At 61.4% G+C, this 17666-nt stretch carries 18 protein-coding genes; 10 read left to right on the top strand and 8 right to left on the bottom strand.

Annotated features, from left to right (window positions below; genetic code table 11):
• Window positions 1-78 precede the first annotated feature (78 nt).
• Window positions 79-696, top strand: coding sequence for a 2'-5' RNA ligase family protein (locus ABOK31_RS19145; protein WP_349957211.1), 618 nt, complete (start codon window positions 79-81; stop codon window positions 694-696).
• Between the two features lie 9 nt (window positions 697-705).
• Here the strand turns inward: ABOK31_RS19145 and ABOK31_RS19140 are convergent, their stop codons facing one another.
• A complete protein-coding gene (locus ABOK31_RS19140; protein WP_349957210.1) occupies window positions 706-2346 on the bottom strand; it encodes a SulP family inorganic anion transporter in 1641 nt (546 codons plus the stop codon).
• Between the two features lie 87 nt (window positions 2347-2433).
• Window positions 2434-3315, bottom strand: coding sequence for a LysR family transcriptional regulator (locus tag ABOK31_RS19135; protein ID WP_174175944.1), 882 nt, complete (start codon window positions 3313-3315; stop codon window positions 2434-2436).
• Between the two features lie 91 nt (window positions 3316-3406).
• Here ABOK31_RS19135 and ABOK31_RS19130 point away from each other — a divergent pair, with 91 nt between their 5' ends.
• The 3 genes from ABOK31_RS19130 (at window position 3407) to ABOK31_RS19120 (ending at window position 7001) form a co-directional block, all read left to right on the top strand.
• Window positions 3407-4381 (top strand): quinone oxidoreductase, encoded by a 975-nt coding sequence (locus ABOK31_RS19130; protein WP_174175946.1) that lies wholly within the window; start codon window positions 3407-3409, stop codon window positions 4379-4381.
• A 259-nt stretch (window positions 4382-4640) separates the two neighbouring features.
• Window positions 4641-5822 (top strand): MFS transporter, encoded by a 1182-nt coding sequence (locus ABOK31_RS19125; protein ID WP_349957208.1) that lies wholly within the window; start codon window positions 4641-4643, stop codon window positions 5820-5822.
• Between the two features lie 117 nt (window positions 5823-5939).
• Complete coding sequence (locus ABOK31_RS19120) at window positions 5940-7001, top strand: succinylglutamate desuccinylase/aspartoacylase family protein (protein WP_349957207.1); 1062 nt, start codon at window positions 5940-5942, stop codon at window positions 6999-7001.
• Window positions 7002-7109: 108 nt separating this feature from the next.
• On the opposite strand, the gene ABOK31_RS19115 is transcribed toward ABOK31_RS19120, so the two are convergent.
• Together ABOK31_RS19115 and ABOK31_RS19110 are read right to left on the bottom strand one after the other, a co-directional pair.
• Entirely contained in the window at window positions 7110-7262 is a 153-nt protein-coding gene (locus tag ABOK31_RS19115; protein ID WP_174175952.1) for a hypothetical protein, read from the bottom strand.
• Between the two features lie 133 nt (window positions 7263-7395).
• Window positions 7396-7917 carry a MarR family transcriptional regulator gene (locus ABOK31_RS19110; RefSeq protein ID WP_174175954.1) on the bottom strand — a complete coding sequence of 174 codons (522 nt, stop codon included), beginning with the start codon at window positions 7915-7917 and terminating at the stop codon, window positions 7396-7398.
• A 153-nt stretch (window positions 7918-8070) separates the two neighbouring features.
• Between ABOK31_RS19110 and ABOK31_RS19105 the strand changes: the two genes are divergently transcribed.
• The 3 genes from ABOK31_RS19105 to ABOK31_RS19095 all read left to right on the top strand — a co-directional run bounded on the left by ABOK31_RS19105 (window position 8071) and on the right by ABOK31_RS19095 (window position 10258).
• Window positions 8071-8427 carry an ArsC family reductase gene (locus ABOK31_RS19105; protein ID WP_174175956.1) on the top strand — a complete coding sequence of 119 codons (357 nt, stop codon included), beginning with the start codon at window positions 8071-8073 and terminating at the stop codon, window positions 8425-8427.
• Window positions 8428-8437: 10 nt separating this feature from the next.
• Window positions 8438-8911, top strand: coding sequence for a Cys-tRNA(Pro) deacylase (ybaK, locus tag ABOK31_RS19100; RefSeq protein ID WP_349957205.1), 474 nt, complete (start codon window positions 8438-8440; stop codon window positions 8909-8911).
• A gap of 93 nt (window positions 8912-9004) precedes the next feature.
• Complete coding sequence (locus ABOK31_RS19095; protein WP_349957204.1) at window positions 9005-10258, top strand: aminopeptidase; 1254 nt, start codon at window positions 9005-9007, stop codon at window positions 10256-10258.
• Window positions 10259-10335: 77 nt separating this feature from the next.
• On the opposite strand, the gene ABOK31_RS19090 is transcribed toward ABOK31_RS19095, so the two are convergent.
• Complete coding sequence (locus ABOK31_RS19090) at window positions 10336-10926, bottom strand: NAD(P)H-dependent oxidoreductase (RefSeq protein WP_349957203.1); 591 nt, start codon at window positions 10924-10926, stop codon at window positions 10336-10338.
• Window positions 10926-12542 carry an exodeoxyribonuclease VII large subunit gene (xseA, locus tag ABOK31_RS19085; protein WP_349957202.1) on the bottom strand — a complete coding sequence of 539 codons (1617 nt, stop codon included), beginning with the start codon at window positions 12540-12542 and terminating at the stop codon, window positions 10926-10928. The genes ABOK31_RS19090 and xseA overlap by 1 nt, the downstream gene beginning before the upstream one ends.
• A 238-nt stretch (window positions 12543-12780) precedes the next feature.
• Here xseA and ABOK31_RS19080 point away from each other — a divergent pair, with 238 nt between their 5' ends.
• On the top strand, window positions 12781-13008 hold the full coding sequence (locus ABOK31_RS19080; RefSeq protein ID WP_349957200.1) for a homogentisate export protein: 228 nt from the start codon (window positions 12781-12783) through the stop codon (window positions 13006-13008).
• A 93-nt stretch (window positions 13009-13101) separates the two neighbouring features.
• Here the strand turns inward: ABOK31_RS19080 and ABOK31_RS19075 are convergent, their stop codons facing one another.
• Window positions 13102-14940, bottom strand: a complete 1839-nt coding sequence (locus tag ABOK31_RS19075) for a hypothetical protein (RefSeq protein WP_349957199.1) — start codon at window positions 14938-14940, stop codon at window positions 13102-13104.
• Window positions 14941-15177: 237 nt separating this feature from the next.
• On the opposite strand from ABOK31_RS19075, the gene ABOK31_RS19070 reads away from it, so the two are divergent.
• Both ABOK31_RS19070 and ABOK31_RS19065 read left to right on the top strand, forming a co-directional pair.
• On the top strand, window positions 15178-16191 hold the full coding sequence (locus ABOK31_RS19070; protein ID WP_349957198.1) for a glycosyltransferase: 1014 nt from the start codon (window positions 15178-15180) through the stop codon (window positions 16189-16191).
• Window positions 16188-16574: a GtrA family protein gene (locus tag ABOK31_RS19065; protein WP_174175972.1), complete on the top strand. Its 387-nt coding sequence runs from the start codon at window positions 16188-16190 to the stop codon at window positions 16572-16574. Before ABOK31_RS19070 ends, ABOK31_RS19065 begins: the two co-directional genes overlap by 4 nt.
• A gap of 9 nt (window positions 16575-16583) precedes the next feature.
• Here the strand turns inward: ABOK31_RS19065 and ABOK31_RS19060 are convergent, their stop codons facing one another.
• A complete protein-coding gene (locus ABOK31_RS19060; protein WP_349957197.1) occupies window positions 16584-17570 on the bottom strand; it encodes a Gfo/Idh/MocA family oxidoreductase in 987 nt (328 codons plus the stop codon).
• Window positions 17571-17666: the final 96 nt, after the last annotated feature.

The following is a 17666-nucleotide window of genomic DNA, read 5'->3' as shown; positions in this document are numbered from 1 at the left end:
GAGTTAGCAATCGCTTTACTCTATCATTTTGCGGTCAAAATCAGGAAGGGGTAGAGCGGTAAAGCTTTGAAGCAACCCATGAAGAACAACAGGCAACTCTCGCTCTATCTCAGCGGCGGATCGTACAGCCGGACACCGCAGCCAGTCGATCAAGAGCCAGTTAGCGAGCTCTATTTTGCGGTCCTTCCCGATGCGGAGAGTGCCGCTCGTAGTCACAAGCTCGCAGGCAATTTCCATCGTCAATACCGATTTTTCGCAAGACCACGAAGAGCCGATCTCCTGCATGTGACGCTCTATACGATCGGTTCGTTCCGCTGCTTGCCCGAGGAGACAGTATTTGCAGCGATGGAGGCCGCTTCGAGAGTGAGAAAGCCATCCTGTCCAGTGGTTTTCGATCAGGCCGTCAGTTTCGGCAATGGCAGCAATCGCCCGCTTGTTCTGTGGAACAGGAACGGGAACCCCGAACTCAAGGCTATCCATCAGGAATTGGTCGACGCCATGCGGCTCACGGGTATTGCGCCGGAGAAAGAAAAACCCGTAGAGCCGCATATGACGCTGCTCTATCGGGGGCAAATCGTTCCGGACATTGCGCTTGAGGAACCCGTGAGCTGGACAGCCAAAGACTTTGTCCTCATCAACAGCCTGCAGGGTCAATCGACCCACCAGCATCTATGCTACTGGACTCTGCGCGACTGAGCGATCCGGTCAAGCCTTCGGCTGATTGCCATCCGCCATCACCGCCGCCACAGCATCATCGACACTAAAGCTGCAGCGCTTGTCGACATCGGCAACACCCGCGACTGTCATGAGATCGCGAACGCGGTCGTGCACGCGAGCAAATTGAACGCGGAGGCCGGCTCGCTGCATGGCGCTGTCGAACTCCATCAAGGCGTCCATCGCCGTGCTGTCGATATCGGAGCTTTCTTCAAGGCTGAGAATGGCTGCCCGCAACCCAGCTTCGCTGCGGCTGCCGGACAATATCTCGCCGAAGATCGTATCAGCATTGCCGAAAAATAGGATCTCGCCGGGGCGCCAGATGGCAATGCCCGGTATCTCGGAGGCATCGTCATGTCTGCTGACATCGACGAAGTCATGGCTGTTGTTGAGCCGCCCCAAACGGGCAACATGGGGCGAGGCCAGGCGGTGCATCATCGCGGCAAGCGAGAGCGCGATCGCCAGCAGCATGCCGTTGAGGACGCCGAAGGCCAGCACACCGAGCGCGGCACCCACTGCCACATAGAAATCACGGTGCAGTCGGCGCAAGCGTAGGATGGGACTGGGATCGAGCGCGTGCGTAAGAGCCGCGATCACGACGGCCGCGAGCACGGGCTCAGGCAGAAGAGCAACAAGCGGGCCGGCACAGGCAATCAGGATCGCCAGGCCAATGGCGGCGAAGACGGTGGTCGCCCGCGTCTTCGCGCCGGCCGCCTCGCTGGCGAAACCGGCGGAAAAACCGGCTCCAACCGGCATGCCCTGGACGACGGCGCTGGCGATATTGGCGGCACCCAGCGCACCGAGCTCTCGATTGACCTCCAGCGTCTCGCCGTAGCGCAGCGCCAAGGCCCGCATCGTACCCCAGGACTCGGCAAAGAGGATGAGGACAAGCGGCACGGTGAACTGCACCAGCCGCGAATAGGCGGTCCAGTCGGCGTCCGGCAGCGACGGCCATTGCGGCAGGATCTCGATAGGGCCAACCAGTTTGACGCCATGACCTTCCAGGCCGAACAGATAGGAGGCGAAGATGCCGGCGACGAGCACGAGGAAGGCGCCGGGAATGCCAGGCAGTCGCTTCAGCAGCAGCAACGCCGCCAGCGCGACGATACCGACTGCGACGCTGATCGGATTCCATTGCAGGATAGCGCCGAAGAGTGCAGCCGCGTAGGTCAGGATATTCGAGCCCTGCGCCGGCACGCCGACGAGGATCGGCAGCTGATGCAGGATGATGGTGATCGCCAGCCCCAGCGCGAAGCCGCGCAGAACCGGCCGCGAGATGAAACCGGTGATGCCGCCAAGGCGCAATGCGCCAGCGATGACAAAGAGAATACCGGCGAGCGCCACGGCGACCGTCGCAAGACCCGCTTTGACCGTGGCATCGCCCGGCACGACCGCCAATGTCGCCGCAAGAATGGCGGCGGACGAAGATGTGGGAGAGACGATGGCAAAGCGGCTACGGCCGAATATGGCATAGACGAGACATCCGGCGATGCCGGCGAGAATCGCACGATGCGGCGGCAGGCCGGCAATGCCTGCGTAAGCGACCGCTTCCGGCAGCATCAGGCCGGCAACCGATATGCCCGCGACCAGATCCGCCCTGTCCACCACGAACCAACTGCCCAGCTTCGTCATCGATCACCGACCATAGGGATGGCGCATCCACTTATGGATAGAGATTCGCGGCGAAGCTGCAACAAGAAAATATGGCCTGGGGTTGCCCTACGCTCCCGCGCCTGTGCCATCCCGGATAGGGCAGCTTTGGCCGATAACATCGCAGACAAAATCCATGACGGCGCGGACAGCAGGCGAACGGCGCAGATCCGGATAGGTTACCAGCCAAAGGTCTCGCGTGGGTGACGGGGTCGTTGCCGGAAGGCGCGCCAGGGCATGTTCGCTGTCCCCGAGGAAAGTGGGAAGCACGAGAACGCCGATACCAGCGCGCGCCGCTTCGAGCTGCCCGAAGATATCGCCGGCGCGAAATACGATTGGCCGGTCGGCCAGCAAGCTGCGCAGCCACGTCTCCCGTGTCAGATGCTCAAGGCCAGCATCGTAGCCGATGAAGACCCAGTCTTCCTCGGGCATCTGCGCAAAGGATGGGGCGGCGTAAAGAGCGAAGCGCATCACGCCGATGCGCCGAACCAGCAGATCGCTCTCCTCCGGCCTCGTCGTTCTCACAGCGATATCCGCCTCGCCGTGATCGATCGCGACGCGGCGCGAGACACCGGCGATGGTCAAGGTGATGTCCGGATGGTCGATGCGAAACAGGGCGGCTTTCGGGGCGAGAAGATGAGCGGCGACCGATGGAGGCGCACTGATCTTGACCGCCGCGGAAAGTCCGGCGACGGCGCTCTTCGAATAACGCCTGATCGCCTCGACATTTTCATCGATGCGCCCCACCAGTTCGGCAATGGCGCGGCCGTCTGCCGTCAGAGGCGAGGTGCGCGGCCGCCGGTCGATGAGGCGTAGATCGAGCGAGCGCTCCAGCGCGGCAATGCGCCGGCCAACCGTTGCGTGATCCACTCCAAGCTCCCGCGCCGCTGCAGACAGCGAGCCGGTTCGCGCCAGGGCGGCGAAATGGTGAAGGTCCTGCCAGTCTATCATCGGTGCATTATTGCACAGATGCGGTGAGTTCATACCGAATTTATTCAAGCCGGGGTTTATGGTCAAAGATCTCCTGAAAGGAGACTTCCGCATGCCCCTAGCGATCGCCATTACCGGCCCCGGCGGACCCGAGGCCATGAAAGCCATCGAACTCCCTGCCACTGAGCCAGGCCCCGGCCAGGCCCGCATCCGCCAGAGCATTTCCGGCGTCAATTTCGTTGATATCTATGTCCGTTCCGGACTTTATCCGCTGCCGCCAGGGCAAAGCGTGCTCGGCTTCGAGGGCGCTGGTGTCATCGAAGCAGTCGGCCCCGAAGTTGCAGGATTGAAGGTCGGCGACCGTGTCGCCTATATCGGCCATCCGCTTGGCAGCTATGCCGAGGTGCGGACATTATCGGCTGCTCGCCTGGTGAAACTGCCCGATGGCGTCAGCGAACGCGTTGCCGGTAGTACGATGCTGCGCGGATTGACGGCCCAAATGGTGCTGCAAAAGGTCTATCCGGTAAAAGCAGGCGAATGGGTGCTGGTGCATGCGGGCGCCGGCGGTCTCGGCCAGCTCGTGACACGCCTTGCCAAGCGAATCGGCGCAAACGTCATCGCCACGGTCGGTTCCGAAGCCAAGGCAGAATACGCCTACGAGGCCGGCGCAGACGTGGTTCTTCTGCACACGTCCGAAGATTGGGTGGAGGAAACACGCCGCATTGCCGATCGCCGCGGCGTGCATCTCGCCGTCGATGGGATCGGCGGCACCATGCTGTCGCAGACATTTGCCGCCGTACGCCCCTTCGGCGTGGTCGCAAGTCTCGGCCAGGCAGGCGGCCCCATTCCACCGATCCAGATCGAGGAGCTGACGGCACCCCGGGCGATCGGCCTGTCGCGCCCGAGCGTATTGACCTATGCCAGCGATCCGGACCTCTACCGCCAAGGCGCTACGGCGTTGATGGCTGCACTGCAGGCAGGTCTCATCAACCCGATTGGCGCCGAATATGCGCTCAAGGATGCAGCTCAGGCCCATGCCGACCTTGAGGCCGGACGAACAACCGCCAGTGTCATATTGACCATGTAGCGCCCGGTGAGCGGGGCCTCCTTGCAGGCTCCGCCCACTGCGACGGGCAGTTTCGGCTGCCGACGCACAATCAATTCATCCCGTCAATGGCTTTTGCTGCAAGGCAGCAATTCGTTGACCATGGCCGCCTTTGCCTGATACCCGTTATTCGTGGCGACGCACGGTCGTCTGGCCGCCGTCACCTCAGTTATCCGAACGAATTCCGTCCTTCGTGGCAAATAGCATGGACACCGCTGCCGGTGCCCGCAGGCGATATCCCGTGAACACTGCCTCTGAGACCATCCGGTCCACTTCGACCCTGTCCCTCATCTCGATCGTTGCGCTGACATTCTTCGGCTACCTCGCCATCGGCCTGCCGCTTGCAGTTCTGCCGACTTATGTCGACAGCAGCCTCGGCTTCGGCGTCGTCTGGGCTGGTATCGCCGTCAGCACGCAATATGTGGCGACCATCGTCAGCCGCGCCCATGTCGGCAGGCTCTGCGATCAATATGGACCACGCCGGTCGGTTCTCCTCGGCTTCCTTGCTTATGGTCTGTCAGGCGCTCTGACGATCGCCTCCACATTTACGATCCAGGTCCCGGCAGCGAGCCTTCCTCTCCTGCTTGCAGGCCGGCTGGCGCTCGGCATCGGCGAGAGCTGGGTGAGCACAGCGGCGATCACCTGGGCGATAGGCCTGATGGGCTCGCGCGAGACCGTCCGCATCATCTCCTGGAACGGCATTGCCACTTACGGCGGCATCGCGCTCGCAGCACCGTTCGGCGCCTGGCTGCAGGGGCAATACGGTTTCTTCGCCATCGGCGTCGTCACCATCATTCTTGCGGTTGCCGGCTTCATGCTGGCGCAAACGCGCCCGCCCGTGCCTGGCGTGAAAGAAAAGGGCATCGGCACCGGCCAGGTGCTGAGCCGCGTCGCGCCCTTCGGCATCGCGCTTGCCCTTGCCTCCAGCGGCTTCGGCGTCGTCATGGCCTTCGTGGCGCTCTTCTTCCACAGCCGCGGCTGGGATGGTGCCTCTTTCGCCCTTAGTGCTTTCGGCCTTGCCTTCATGGGCGTACGCCTGGGTCTTGCCCAGGCAGTCGCGCGCTTCGGCGGCCTGCCGCTGGTGCGCATTTCCCTCGTCGTCGAAATCATCGGCCTGGCGGCCCTTGCCTTTGCGCCCTCCCCGACCATCGCCATCATCGGCGCGGCTCTTGCCGGTGCCGGCTTTGCGCCCGTCTTCCCGGCACTCGGCAACGAGGCCATGGAGCGCATCCCGCCGCAGAACCGCGGTGTCGCGCTCGGGCTCTACTCGATCTTTCTCGACGTGTCGCTCGGCTCGACCGGTCCGATCGCCGGCCTGTTCGCCGATCATCTCGGCTATGCCGCACCCTTCTCCTTCGGCGTCGGTGCGGTTTTGCTCAGCCTGATCCTGAGCTTCGGCCTGCGCAGGAACCGTAGCCGCTAGAAGCCACTTTGGGGCGTTTGTCCTCGATCCTGGTATCGGTAGATGGCGACAAACGGTTGCGGGTTGCGGTAAAGGCTTGATATGGGTCTCCGATTGTCATCAGCAGGAGGCCCGCCCATGAACGTCACCGAAATCGTCATCGAAGGCGACACTCCGGGGATCGCCTGGCGGCTGCCGGTTCTTCATTTTGCCGGCACCAAGCCCGATGCGCCAAAGATTTATATCCAGGCGGCATTGCATGCCGGCGAGCTGCCGGGCACCGCACTCGTTCATTTCCTCTGCGAACACCTGCGGCAGGCTGAAGCGGACGGCACCATCCTCAGCGATATCATCGTCGTGCCGCATGCCAATCCGATCGGCGCTGGGCAATCGCACTTCGGCGAGATGCAAGGCCGCTTCGATCTCGGCACGCGCACCAACTTCAATCGTGATTTCCCGCTGATCTCGTTGCGCGATCGCGATCTCCTCATCGAAGGTCTGGAGCGCTACCCCGCCGTCGACCGGCTGAAGCGCCAGCTGATCCATATGGCGCTCGGCGCCGATCTGGTGATCGATCTGCATTGCGACGACGAATCCCTGCAATATGCCTATATCGACGAGGCGTTCTGGCCCGAGGCCGCCGATCTTGCGGCCGCGTTGAAAATGGATGCCGTGCTGCTGTCCGATGGCGAAAGCTCGGCCTTCGAGGAGGCCGTCAGTTTCGCCTGGAAATATGAGGTGCCGGGCGAAAAGAAAGCGCATCTGCCGGGCAAGCTTTCGGTGACGGTGGAATTGCGCGGCACCCGCGATGTCTATCCCGACATAGCGAAGCAGGATGCCGAGGGGTTATGGCGTTTCCTGGCCGCGCGCGGCGCGGTGCGGGACGACAGCGTCGCGCTCGGTACCTTTGAAGGGCCGGCCGTGCCGCTCGACAATATCGAGATGATCCGTGCGCCACAGGCAGGCACGGTGCTCTTCCATCGCAACATTGGCGAACGCGTCGTGGAAGGCGATCTGCTGGCAACGATCATAACAGCGCCCGGTATGCCAAATGGGACCATTGAGGTTCGCGCGCCGCAAGCCGGCCTCATCGTGACCCGTGTTTCAGACCGGCTGGTGCGCCGACGCGGCGATCTGATGAAGATCGGCTCCGATAAGCCAAGCTCCGTCGCCCGCAAGCCAGGAACGCTGGAAGACTGACTTCCTTTAAAGCAATTCCAGGAAAAGTGCGCAGCGGTTTTCCGTCCGGAATTGCGCAGAAACAAACAGATAGAGCGGTTTGGCGATTCCGTGAAACGCTAAACCGCTCTAGCGGCGATCGATCACCCTACAGCGCAGGGTAAAGGCGATCGTCGCCGCCTCGCGGAGAAGCACGCCAAAGCGACTGAGGTGATACTGCGCTCCGGCAAGCGCAGCATGCATCTGGCTTCTTAGCCGGGCAAGAATTGGATGATTTCTCATGGCGATCATGCCTCCGATCGAGTTGATGCAGGCAATGCTCAAAGCATCGAGGTCGTAACCATCGACTTCGTCCAAAATATATGTATGCAGTATGCATATATTTTATGAAAATGTCAAGCCGCCTATCTCGAGGCTATGCCATGAAGGCAATAGGGCAGCGGTCCTGGTCGCACACGCCCTGATCGCAAACGCGGCAGACGACGTCCTGATCGTCGCCGAGATCGACCAAGGCTGGCAGCAGCTTCTCGATGAGATGGCCGAACTGCTCCGTCTCTTTCGGTCCGAGCACCGCGAACGCCCGATGAATGACCGCCCGGCGTGCGGCAAGGCTGCGCTCGAAAAGCGCGCGCCCTCTTTCCGTCAGCTGCAGCGAGCGGGCGCGCTTGTCTCCCTCGACACCGCCGGCCCGGAGCACGAGATCGGACGCGACCAACTGGTCGACAAGGCGCACAGTCGCGGAATGGGAGAGCGCGATCATTCGGCGCAAGGTCTCGATCGTCAGCCCTGGCTCGGTGCCGATTTGAACGATGGCGGCGATTGCGCTCGGGCCAAGGCCCGTTTCATCAGCAAAGGCCTTTTCCATCTTATCCACCAGAGCAAGGCTCATGGCGCCGAAAAGATTCTCCAGCCGCAATATTTCCTTGTCCGCCGCCATGCTTCACCCGCACCATAAATATGCACGCTGCATATTTACAGGATGATAGATGGCAACTGCAATGGATGAGCGAACCGCTTCGCCCCATGATCGGCTTTCATCCGCCTTTATTCGCATGGTATGCGCTATCGGACAGCAAGAGACGGATTCGACATGACGATCACCATTTACGGCATCAAGAACTGCGACACGATGAAGAAGGCGCGCACCTGGCTCGAGGGCCACGGCATCGCCTATGATTTCCACGACTACAAGGCCGCTGGCATCGACCGGGATCACCTGGAGCGCTGGACGAAGGAAGCCGGCTGGGAAGTCGTGCTCAACCGCGCCGGCACCACCTTCAAGGCATTGCCGGACGCGGATAAGGCCGACCTTTCGAAGGACAAGGCCATCGCGCTGATGATAGCGCAGCCCTCGATGATCAAACGCCCGGTGCTGGAGGCTGACGGAAAGCTGCTGATCGGCTTCAAGCCCGATATCTACGCGGCTGCATTCGGCAAGACCGCCTAGAGATAAATCCATGTCAAAAACCACCCGCGCGACACAAGTGCTGACCCGGGCGAAGGTCGCCTTCACCGTGCATGCCTATGATTACGATCCGAATGCGGAGCGTGTCGGGCTGCAGGCGGCGGAGGCGCTTGGCGAGGAGCCGCATCGGGTGCTGAAGACGCTGATGGCTGAGGTGGACGGCAAGCCGGTCTGCGCTGTCGTCCCGTCAGATCACGACGTCAGCATGAAGAAGCTCGCCGCAGCCTTCGGCGGCAAGTCTGCCGCTATGATGAAGCCAGTCGATGCCGAACGGCTGACGGGATACCATGTCGGCGGCATCAGCCCTTTCGGCCAGAAGAAGGTCGTACCGACAGCGATCGAGGCGCAGGCGATGACCGAGGCCTATGTCTATATCAACGGCGGCCAGCGCGGTCTGCAAGTGCGGCTGAGCCCGCAGGACGCCTTGACCGCGCTCAGGGCCAAGGCTGCGCCGCTGATTGCCTGACCATCTGCAAGATCGGACAAAGCGCCTTCAATTTCGCCGCAAACCGGTCTAAGTCTTCAGACCATCTTCGATATCAGCCAAGCAGGTTTTGCCATGACATCAGCCTCCCCCAACCATCATCCCGTCGATCAGGCCAAGCTGGAAAAGCTTGCGGAAGTGGCCGTAAAGGTCGGGTTGCAGCTGCAGGCCGGCCAGGATCTGCTGATGACGGCGCCAGTTGCGGCGATGCCGCTGGTGCGGCTGATCACGCGCGAAGCCTACAAGGCCGGTGCCGGTCTCGTCTCCACCTTCTATTCGGACGAAGAAACGACGCTTGCCCGCTATGAATACGGCCAGGATGCGAGCTTCGACCGCGCCGCGACATGGCTTTATGAAGGCATGGCCAAGGCCTTCTCCAACAACACGGCACGCCTCGCCATTGCCGGCGACAACCCGATGCTGCTGTCCAATCAGGACCCGAACAAGGTTGCGCGTGCCAACCGCGCAAATTCGGCTGCCTACAAGCCGGCGCTCGAAAAGATCTCGAATTTCGACACCAACTGGAACATCGTCTCCTATCCGAACCCCTCCTGGGCAAAGCTGGTCTTCCCGAACGATCCGGAAGCGATCGCGGTTGCCAAGCTTGCCAAGGCAATCTTTTCCGCCTCGCGCGTCGATGTCGAAGATCCGATCGCGGCCTGGGCGGAGCACAATGCCAATCTGCACAAGCGTTCGGCCTGGATGAACGGCAAGCGCTTCTCAGCCCTGCATTTCCAGGGACCGGGCACCGATTTGACAGTCGGTCTTGCAGACGGCCATGAATGGCATGGCGGCGCCTCCACCGCCAAGAACGGCATCACTTGCAACCCGAACATCCCGACGGAAGAGGTCTTCACCACGCCGCATGCGCTGCGCGTCGAAGGCCATGTCTCCTCCACCAAGCCGCTGTCGCATCAGGGAACGCTGATCGACGATATCCAGGTGCGCTTCGAAGGCGGCCGGATCATCGAGGCCAAGGCGACGCGCGGCGAGGAAGTGCTGAACAAGGTGCTCGACACCGACGAAGGCGCCCGCCGGCTCGGCGAAGTGGCGCTGGTGCCGCATTCCTCGCCGATTTCGGCGAGCGGCATCCTGTTCTACAACACGCTGTTCGACGAAAACGCCTCCTGCCATATTGCGCTCGGCCAGTGCTATTCGAAATGCTTCCTCGATGGCGCCACGCTCAGCCAGGAGCAGATCAAGGCGCAGGGCGGCAATTCCAGCCTGATCCACATCGACTGGATGATCGGCTCCGACAAGGTCGATATCGACGGCATCAATGCCGATGGTTCGCGTGTGCCCGTCATGCGCAAGGGCGAGTGGGCCTAACAAGGCCCAGGCATTTGAACGCAATCGTGCCGCGGTAACCCCTGCCGCGGCATCTTTTTTTGGCAAAAACCACGGGATCAGATCGTCGCCAACGCTCGTTTGACGCGTTCGAGATGCGCCTTGCGCCCGGCATCAGTGACGCGATCCATATCGTGCAGCGCCAGCATGCGGAAATTCAGCCGCTTGGCGCAGAAGGCGGCGATGCCGCGCTTCAGCAGGCGCCGCACCGGATTGCCCATATAAAGATGTACGACCCACCAGGGCGAGCCGGTTGTTGTCAACGCCCAGAACAGACGGATATTGGTGAGTTTTGGCACGATGCGCCCGCCGGCCGGATCATGGGTAAAGGCGACGCCGGGCGCAAAGGCTCGGTCGAAGAAGCCCTTGAGAATGGCCGGGAAATTGAACCACCATTGCGGGAAGACCAATATCAAGCCCTCGGCCGCCCGTAGCAGCGCGACGATGTCGTCGACACCCGACGTATCATAAGGCTGGTCGAAATAGCCGCGTCGCTCGGATTCGGTCAGGCGCGGGTCGAAGCCTTCGCGATAGAGATCGAGCAGATCGACCTCATGGCCGCCGGCGACGAGGGTTTCCCGCACCAGCTTCGCCACGGCTGCGGCAAAGCTGTCTTCCAGGGGATGGGCCAGCACCAGTAGGATGCGCATCAGAACAGGCTTCCCTGCTTCGGCGGAGCGGCTGGTTCCGCCGGTTTGGTGGTGCGTTTTTTCGCAGGCGATGCGGCTGATGGTGGCGTGGACGAAGGCGGCGTGGTGGCATCATCGCCCGTGACTGCACCGATGCGGCCGTCGGCAAACTCGATCGAGATGGCCGCACCCGTCGAAAGTGCTGCGGCGAGCGAAACCGGGCGGTCGTCCTCGTCGCGCACGACGGCATAGCCGCGCTTCAGGACGTTCTTGTAGGAAAGCGACTGCAGGATACGCTCCTGCGCCACCAGTTCGCTGCGGGCACGGGCCAGCTGATGGCGGATGGCGGTGTCGGCGTGACGGACGAGATTGCCGAGGCGGTCGCGGGCGCGACCGGTTTGCGCTTCGAGGCGCGAGGGCAGCGTGGCGAAGACGGCATCGGCCCGTTCGATGCGGGCACGGGACCGGTCGAGCATGCGCTCGATGGTGCGTTCGGCGCGGGTCATTCGCTCATTAAGCTGCTGACGGCGCTCGGCAATCCGGTTCGACAGGATATCCGGCCGCAACTGCGAGGCCGTGCGCTCGAAGGAACGACGCTTGTTCAGCGTGTTCAGCTCCAAACCCCGGCCGAGGCCGGCGGCCGCCTCGTCGAAGCGGCGGCGCGGCAGGGCCAGGATCTGGTCGAGCGACGGCAGGGCTCGCAGCAGCGCACGCACCGCCTGCCGCCGCTGATCCATCTGCCTGCCCACTCCGCCCTGCAGCCGGGCGGCAAGGCTTGCAAGCTGCGCCTCAAGTTCCGCTTTGACCGGCACGGCCATTTCGGCCGCGCCTGTCGGCGTCGGTGCGCGCACGTCGGCGGCATAGTCGATCAGCGTCCAATCCGTCTCGTGGCCCACGGCCGAGATCAGCGGGATCTCGCTGCCGGCCGCAGCGCGGACGACGGCTTCGTCGTTAAAACTCCAGAGATCCTCCAGACTACCCCCGCCGCGCGCGACGATCAGCACGTCCGGACGCGGGATCGGGCCGCCAGGCGCAAACTCGTTGAAGCCGCGAATGGCATTCGCCACTTCATCGCCCGAGCCCTCGCCCTGCACCTTCACCGGCCAGACCAGCACATGCACGGGGAAGCGATCGGAGATGCGATGCAGGATATCGCGAATGACGGCGCCCGTCGGCGAAGTCACGACGCCGATCACGGCAGGCATGAAGGGGAGCCGGCGCTTGCGCTCTGGATCGAAAAGGCCCTCGGCGCCGAGCTTGCGCTTACGCTCCTCCAGCAGCGCCATCAGGGCGCCGGCGCCGGCCGGCTCCAGGCTCTCGATGACGATCTGATATTTCGACGAGCCCGGGAATGTGGTCACCTTGCCGGTGGCGATGACCTCCATCCCCTCCTCGGGGCGGAATTTCAGCTTGGAGAAGGTGCCTTTCCAGATCACCGCATCGATGCGGGAGCGGTCATCCTTCAGCGAGAAATAGGCATGGCCCGAGGAATGCGGCCCGCGATAGCCGGAGATTTCCCCGCGCACGCGCACCTGGTCGAACGCATTCTCGACCGTGCGCTTGATCGATCCGGACAATTCCGAGACGGAATATTCCGTCAGGTTCGAGGGCGAATCATTCTCAAAAAAGCTGCTCATATCCTCTTTCTAGCCGATGTCGCGGAAAATGCGGAGCCTTGTGCTTACCCCTTAAGTCTGAATCGATCGAAGCGGAGGATTGTGCGCATATTTAAGGGACTGCCGCCTCCTTTGCATGTGTCATGAAGGGCGCGGAGCTTATTGCTTCATCAAGCGTTAACCCTACGGACAAAGCCTTTCTTAGCCATCCATGCGTAAACCTGTGCAAACTGATTCTTGGTAAAGAGGATATGGAGCGATGATATTCGCGACCGCCACGATCATCGGAATTGCCGCCGGCCTGCAGCGCACGACGATCGGCGCCCTGCTCGGCGTGGCACTGGTGAGCATCGCCTTCATGGCAGCGGTCGCGATGTCTGTCACGCCGCCGCCGTTGATGACGCTGTTCATCGCGCTCGGCGGCTACAATCTCGGCTTCATCGGCTATCTCATTACCGCCGATGTGATGGAACAACGCCGCGCTTAAAAGCAACGTCAGGAAGTGTTCGGCGGTTTCCCGTCAGGAATTATGTAACGTGGGAGGGTTCAGACACTCCAGGAGGAGCTGAAACGCTCCAGCTCAATTCTGTGGCTTGAAGCGGAAGAACTGCACATCCGATTCAGTCGATGCAGCAATGGGCTCCAGATAAACGGGTACACGCCCGGCGCTGAGCTGCGCATAAAATCCCTTGGGCGCCCGCTCGCTCATGATTTCCACCTGCGGATCATCCTTGCAGAAAGCGACAATCGTCACCTTTGCGTCACGCAGAAGCACCTCGGCCTGTTTCGGCTCCGCAAGACCGATATGCAGCTCGGCCAGCATCCCGTTGGGATCACGATGATAGGGGCCAGAGAGGGTACGATGGGGCGTGAAGCGCAAAATCGGCGCTCCCATGTTTGAGGCGGCCGCGACGACCCCAGGTTCGAGCCCAGCAATCGGCGCCAGGGCCTCCTCGGAGGCACAATTGGAGGTCTCCTCCGCTTTGGCCGGGGTCGCGACCATAAAGCCGTTGACAACCCCCTTGTTCGCAAGCGCACCGCCCACGGCCCAAACCGCCGGAACGGAAGCCAATAGCGTCGCTGCATAAAGCAGAACGGAGCGAAGATTTCTCGTATCGGCCATGTAGCTTTTGCGCAGTTCGGCGATCACCAATGCCAATGGCGGTATGGCCAGCAGATTGGCGAATTCTGCGCCACGCACCTGCATCAGCGTAATCATCCAATTGATCGCGATCAGAGCCATCAGCATTGCATGGAGGCTCGCGCGATTGCCCCGCAGGATACGAACCGCGCAAATGAGCATCGCCAGAAAACCCGTCGCATAGAAGGCGCCGAGCGTGTCGGGCTGTCGGTGGGCAACGGAGATGATCGACTGTGCCTCGGTCACCCTGCTAAGCCAGAGATCCACCAGCATGGGGTCCAGATCGGCAAGCGGATTGCGCAGGCATTGCGGCGCAAGCGCGACGGTCGTCGCAAACACGAATGCGCCGTTGACCGTGAGAATTGCAATGCGCCAAGGCCGGGAGAGACGGCTGGCAAAGAGAGATGACAGGAGAAGCCCTACGCAGCCGGCACTGGTGATGCCATAAAAGCCCAACGAAAGATTGTCGCAGGTGACCATGGAATAGAAGCGCGGCGGCACCAGCGAAAAGAAGGCGGCGCTGACGGCTACCGTCAGCGTCAGGGCAAAGGCTTTCGCGGCCGGTGCGAAGACTTCGCCTTTCCAGGCCCACAAACAGGCAACCGACATGCAGGCGACGGCGACAAAGGGTGTCGTCTCCGCGCCGATGCCGAGCTGAATGGCAAGCGCAACGGCGGCGATCGCAAAGTTACTGGGCTTGTAGCTTTCGTCGACCAGCATTGCAATGGCAAGGGCGACGAGGCCAAGCTGAACATTGTCGTGATCGATGGATCCCGGCACGAAACGCGGCGAAAGCAGCACGAAGAATGCTGTCAGGATCAGTGAAAAGTGCATGCCTTGCGGACCGGCGATGCGCCTGCCTGCGAGACCCATGAAGAACATCAGCGGCAGGATGAGCATCAGCGGCCAGATGGTCAGTGCCGCGGCTTCGGCGCCTTCGGGTGAAAAGAACATCCGGAAGAAGAGGATAAGGCTTGCGATCGGCAAATCGATGAAGCGCGACCAATGCATCAGCGTCCCGTCCTCAAGGCCAAGGCGATACTGCATCATGTCGAACCAGCCCTGGCCGGCGAGAAAATCGCGCACTTCGACAAGACGCATGGCGTCGTCATTGTCCGGGCCGACATAGTCTGTGAGGTTACGATGAATGACGAGCTGCGCGACGATGATGACGACGGCATAGACGAGCGCAACGAGGGCAGGATGAGACCAGCGCAGAGACGTCTTCTTCTCTGCCGTTCCGGCTGCCTCGGGCGGCAATGCCAGCGTCTGCGCCATCTCGATAAACCCCATGTTGGAAGGATAGTCGGGGATACGCTAACGGCTGCCGATCAAAAAAAAGTAAAGCCCATGCCCATTGCCGCTTTCATCACGATAATGTTTTTCGCAGCGCCGATATCCCGCCTTTTTTATTTCGCAGCCATAGGGTCTTATTAATAGCCAACGGGATAAGCTCTCGTCCGGATCGTCAATCGGGCCTCAACTTGACTTCACGCGTAGCAACCGGCCAAGACCATGTGGAATGAGAAGCTGAATATCGCCGTCCTCCTGCCCTGCTACAATGAAGCCGCAACGATCGGCGAGGTCGTGCGCGGTTTCCGCAAGGCGCTGCCGCAGGCAGCGATCTATGTCTACGACAATAATTCGACCGACGGCACCGCGCTGCATGCCATGCTTGCGGGCGCGACCGTCGTGCGTGAGCGGCGGCAGGGCAAGGGACATGTGGTGCGCCGCATGTTCGCCGATGTCGAGGCCGACATCTATCTGATGGCCGATGGCGACGGCACCTATGCCCCCGAGGACGGAGAAGAGCTGATCCGCACGCTGCTGACGGAAGGCTCCGATATGGTCGTCGGCACCCGCCGCAACGTCCAGAACGATGCCGGCCGCCAGGGTCATGCCTTCGGCAACCGCATTTTCAACTGGCTCTACCGCACCATCTTCGGCGCCGATTTCACCGATATCTTCTCCGGTTACCGCGCCTTCTCGCGCCGCTTCGTCAAGAGCTTCCCGGCCGTATCGGGCGGCTTCGAGATCGAGACGGAAATGTCGGTTCATGCTTCCAGGCTGAAGCTGCCCGTCAGCGAACTGGAACTCGACTACGGACGGCGGCCGAAAGGCTCGCATTCGAAACTTTCCACCTTCCGCGACGGCGGCAAGATCCTCTGGATGTTCGCCATGCTGATGAAGGAAACGCGGCCTTTCGCCTTCTTCGGCATCCTGAGCGCCATTTCGATGGAAATGAGCATTGGCTTTTCTATTCCGGTCTTCGTCGAATATTTCGAAACCGGGCTGGTAACACGCATGCCGACCTGGGTGCTCTCCCTGGCGCTAGTGATGATTTCCTTCATGCTGTTTACGGCCGGCCTGATCCTCGATTCCGTGGCGCGCGCCCGCGCCGAACAATTGCGCATCCACTATATGAGCCTGCCAAAACCGTCCTCGCGTGAAAGCGGCGATGACAGAACGGTCTACATGGCCGAGCTCGAAAAGCCGGCAAGCCGGAAGAAAAGGGCCAAGGCCGCATGAAGAAGCTTTTTCGCTTCCTGATCGCCGGTAGCATCGGCTTCATTGTCGATGCGGGTGTCCTGCATATCTTGCTGTGGTTCACGCCCATCGGCCCCTTCATCGGCCGCGCCATCTCGATACCGAGCGCACTGCTTGCCACGTGGGTGCTCAACCGCAACTTCACCTTCGGGCGATCCAACCGCTCGCTGGCGGCGGAAGGCTTCCGCTACGGTTCGGTCGGATTGACCTCGGCTCTGCTGAATTATGCTCTCTTCAGTTCATTGCTGATGACCGAGCCGTCATTGCGGCCGATCATCGCCCTGACGCTTGCATCGGCGGCGGCGACTGCGTTCAGCTTCTTCGGCTATTCGCGCTTCGTCTTCCGCCACCGGCAAAATTCCTGAGAATAACCCTCAGACCGGCTCCCAGCCATCCTTTTCGCTGGCGCGGTAGATGGCGTCGATGACCTTCTGGTTGAGCTTCGAGCTTTCCAGCGACACGATTTCCGTACCCTCGCCGAGCGCGGCCGATGCGAAGGCCTCCGCCTCGCGCTTGTACTGGCGGCTGTCGGGGAAGCGGAAGATCTGCGATTCCGAATGGCCCCGATTGGTCAACTCCAGCTCTTCCGCGCCATAACGATCGGCATTGAAGGGCGACTTCACCTCGATGAAGCCTTCCGTGCCATGGAAGACCATGACCTGGCGGTTGGCCATCTGCGTGGAGATATAGAAGGTCATTTCGAAATCACCGAAGTCTGCCTTCACACTCGAATAGATGTCGGTGCCGAATTCCGGGTCACGCTCCGTTACCGCCTGAATGCGCAGCGGTTCGCGGCCGGTGACGAAGCGGGCGCTGATCGTCGGATAGACACCGATATCAGGCAGGCCGCCGCCGCCAAGCGCGGGAATATTGCGCATGTTTCCGGCATCGCGGTTGAAATAGGTGAAGGCGCCCTGGATGTGGCGCAGGCGGCCGATGGCGCCATCGGCAAGCAGCGCACGGACCTTCCGCCAGACCGGCGCATAGGTGACCATATAGGCTTCCGTCACCAGCACCTTGTTGCGATCGCGGGCGGCGATCAGGCTGTCGATCTCATCCGCCTTGAGCGCGATCGGCTTTTCGCACAGCACATGCTTGCCGGCATCGGCAGCCTTGATCGTCCATTCGACATGCTGAGAGGTCGGCAAGGGGATATAGACGGCGTCGATGGCGTCGGAGGCAAGCATCTCCTCATAGGAGCCGAAAGCATGCGGCACGGAGAAGCGGTCGGCCATCTGACGGGCGCGATCGAGATCACGGCTGGCGATGGCAGTCACAACGCAATTTTCCGCATCCTGAATGGCAGGCACCACCAGATCGCGGCCGATTTTGGCCGTCGACAGAATTCCGAAACGCAGCATGATCTCTCTCCTGAAGCATCATCCCGAAGCATGTGGCTGCATGGCGATGATCGCCACCCGGCTCTTCCGGCGGGATGTTTTGTGAACACGGTGGGT

The organism is Rhizobium sp. ZPR4 (assembly GCF_040215725.1).
GTDB lineage: Bacteria > Pseudomonadota > Alphaproteobacteria > Rhizobiales > Rhizobiaceae > Rhizobium > Rhizobium rhizogenes_D.
Note: the sequence above shows the minus strand (reverse complement) of the source record. Positions and strands in the feature narration are given on the sequence as shown.

What these genes read in the sequence shown, in the direction of transcription:
- xseA (WP_349957202.1), bottom strand. Translation starts at nt 12,542, where the DNA reads ATGAGCAGCTTTTTTGAGAATGATTCGCCCTCGAACCTGACGGAATAT.
- ABOK31_RS19075 (WP_349957199.1), bottom strand. Translation starts at nt 14,940, where the DNA reads ATGGCGCAGACGCTGGCATTGCCGCCCGAGGCAGCCGGAACGGCAGAG.
- ABOK31_RS19060 (WP_349957197.1), bottom strand. Translation starts at nt 17,570, where the DNA reads ATGCTGCGTTTCGGAATTCTGTCGACGGCCAAAATCGGCCGCGATCTG.
- ABOK31_RS19130 (WP_174175946.1), top strand. Translation starts at nt 3,407, where the DNA reads ATGCCCCTAGCGATCGCCATTACCGGCCCCGGCGGACCCGAGGCCATG.
- ABOK31_RS19095 (WP_349957204.1), top strand. Translation starts at nt 9,005, where the DNA reads ATGACATCAGCCTCCCCCAACCATCATCCCGTCGATCAGGCCAAGCTG.
- ABOK31_RS19110 (WP_174175954.1), bottom strand. Translation starts at nt 7,917, where the DNA reads ATGGCGGCGGACAAGGAAATATTGCGGCTGGAGAATCTTTTCGGCGCC.
- ABOK31_RS19090 (WP_349957203.1), bottom strand. Translation starts at nt 10,926, where the DNA reads ATGCGCATCCTACTGGTGCTGGCCCATCCCCTGGAAGACAGCTTTGCC.
- ABOK31_RS19120 (WP_349957207.1), top strand. Translation starts at nt 5,940, where the DNA reads ATGAACGTCACCGAAATCGTCATCGAAGGCGACACTCCGGGGATCGCC.
- ABOK31_RS19140 (WP_349957210.1), bottom strand. Translation starts at nt 2,346, where the DNA reads ATGACGAAGCTGGGCAGTTGGTTCGTGGTGGACAGGGCGGATCTGGTC.
- ABOK31_RS19105 (WP_174175956.1), top strand. Translation starts at nt 8,071, where the DNA reads ATGACGATCACCATTTACGGCATCAAGAACTGCGACACGATGAAGAAG.
- ABOK31_RS19145 (WP_349957211.1), top strand. Translation starts at nt 79, where the DNA reads ATGAAGAACAACAGGCAACTCTCGCTCTATCTCAGCGGCGGATCGTAC.
- ABOK31_RS19065 (WP_174175972.1), top strand. Translation starts at nt 16,188, where the DNA reads ATGAAGAAGCTTTTTCGCTTCCTGATCGCCGGTAGCATCGGCTTCATT.
- ABOK31_RS19135 (WP_174175944.1), bottom strand. Translation starts at nt 3,315, where the DNA reads ATGATAGACTGGCAGGACCTTCACCATTTCGCCGCCCTGGCGCGAACC.
- ybaK (WP_349957205.1), top strand. Translation starts at nt 8,438, where the DNA reads ATGTCAAAAACCACCCGCGCGACACAAGTGCTGACCCGGGCGAAGGTC.
- ABOK31_RS19070 (WP_349957198.1), top strand. Translation starts at nt 15,178, where the DNA reads ATGTGGAATGAGAAGCTGAATATCGCCGTCCTCCTGCCCTGCTACAAT.
- ABOK31_RS19115 (WP_174175952.1), bottom strand. Translation starts at nt 7,262, where the DNA reads ATGAGAAATCATCCAATTCTTGCCCGGCTAAGAAGCCAGATGCATGCT.
- ABOK31_RS19080 (WP_349957200.1), top strand. Translation starts at nt 12,781, where the DNA reads ATGATATTCGCGACCGCCACGATCATCGGAATTGCCGCCGGCCTGCAG.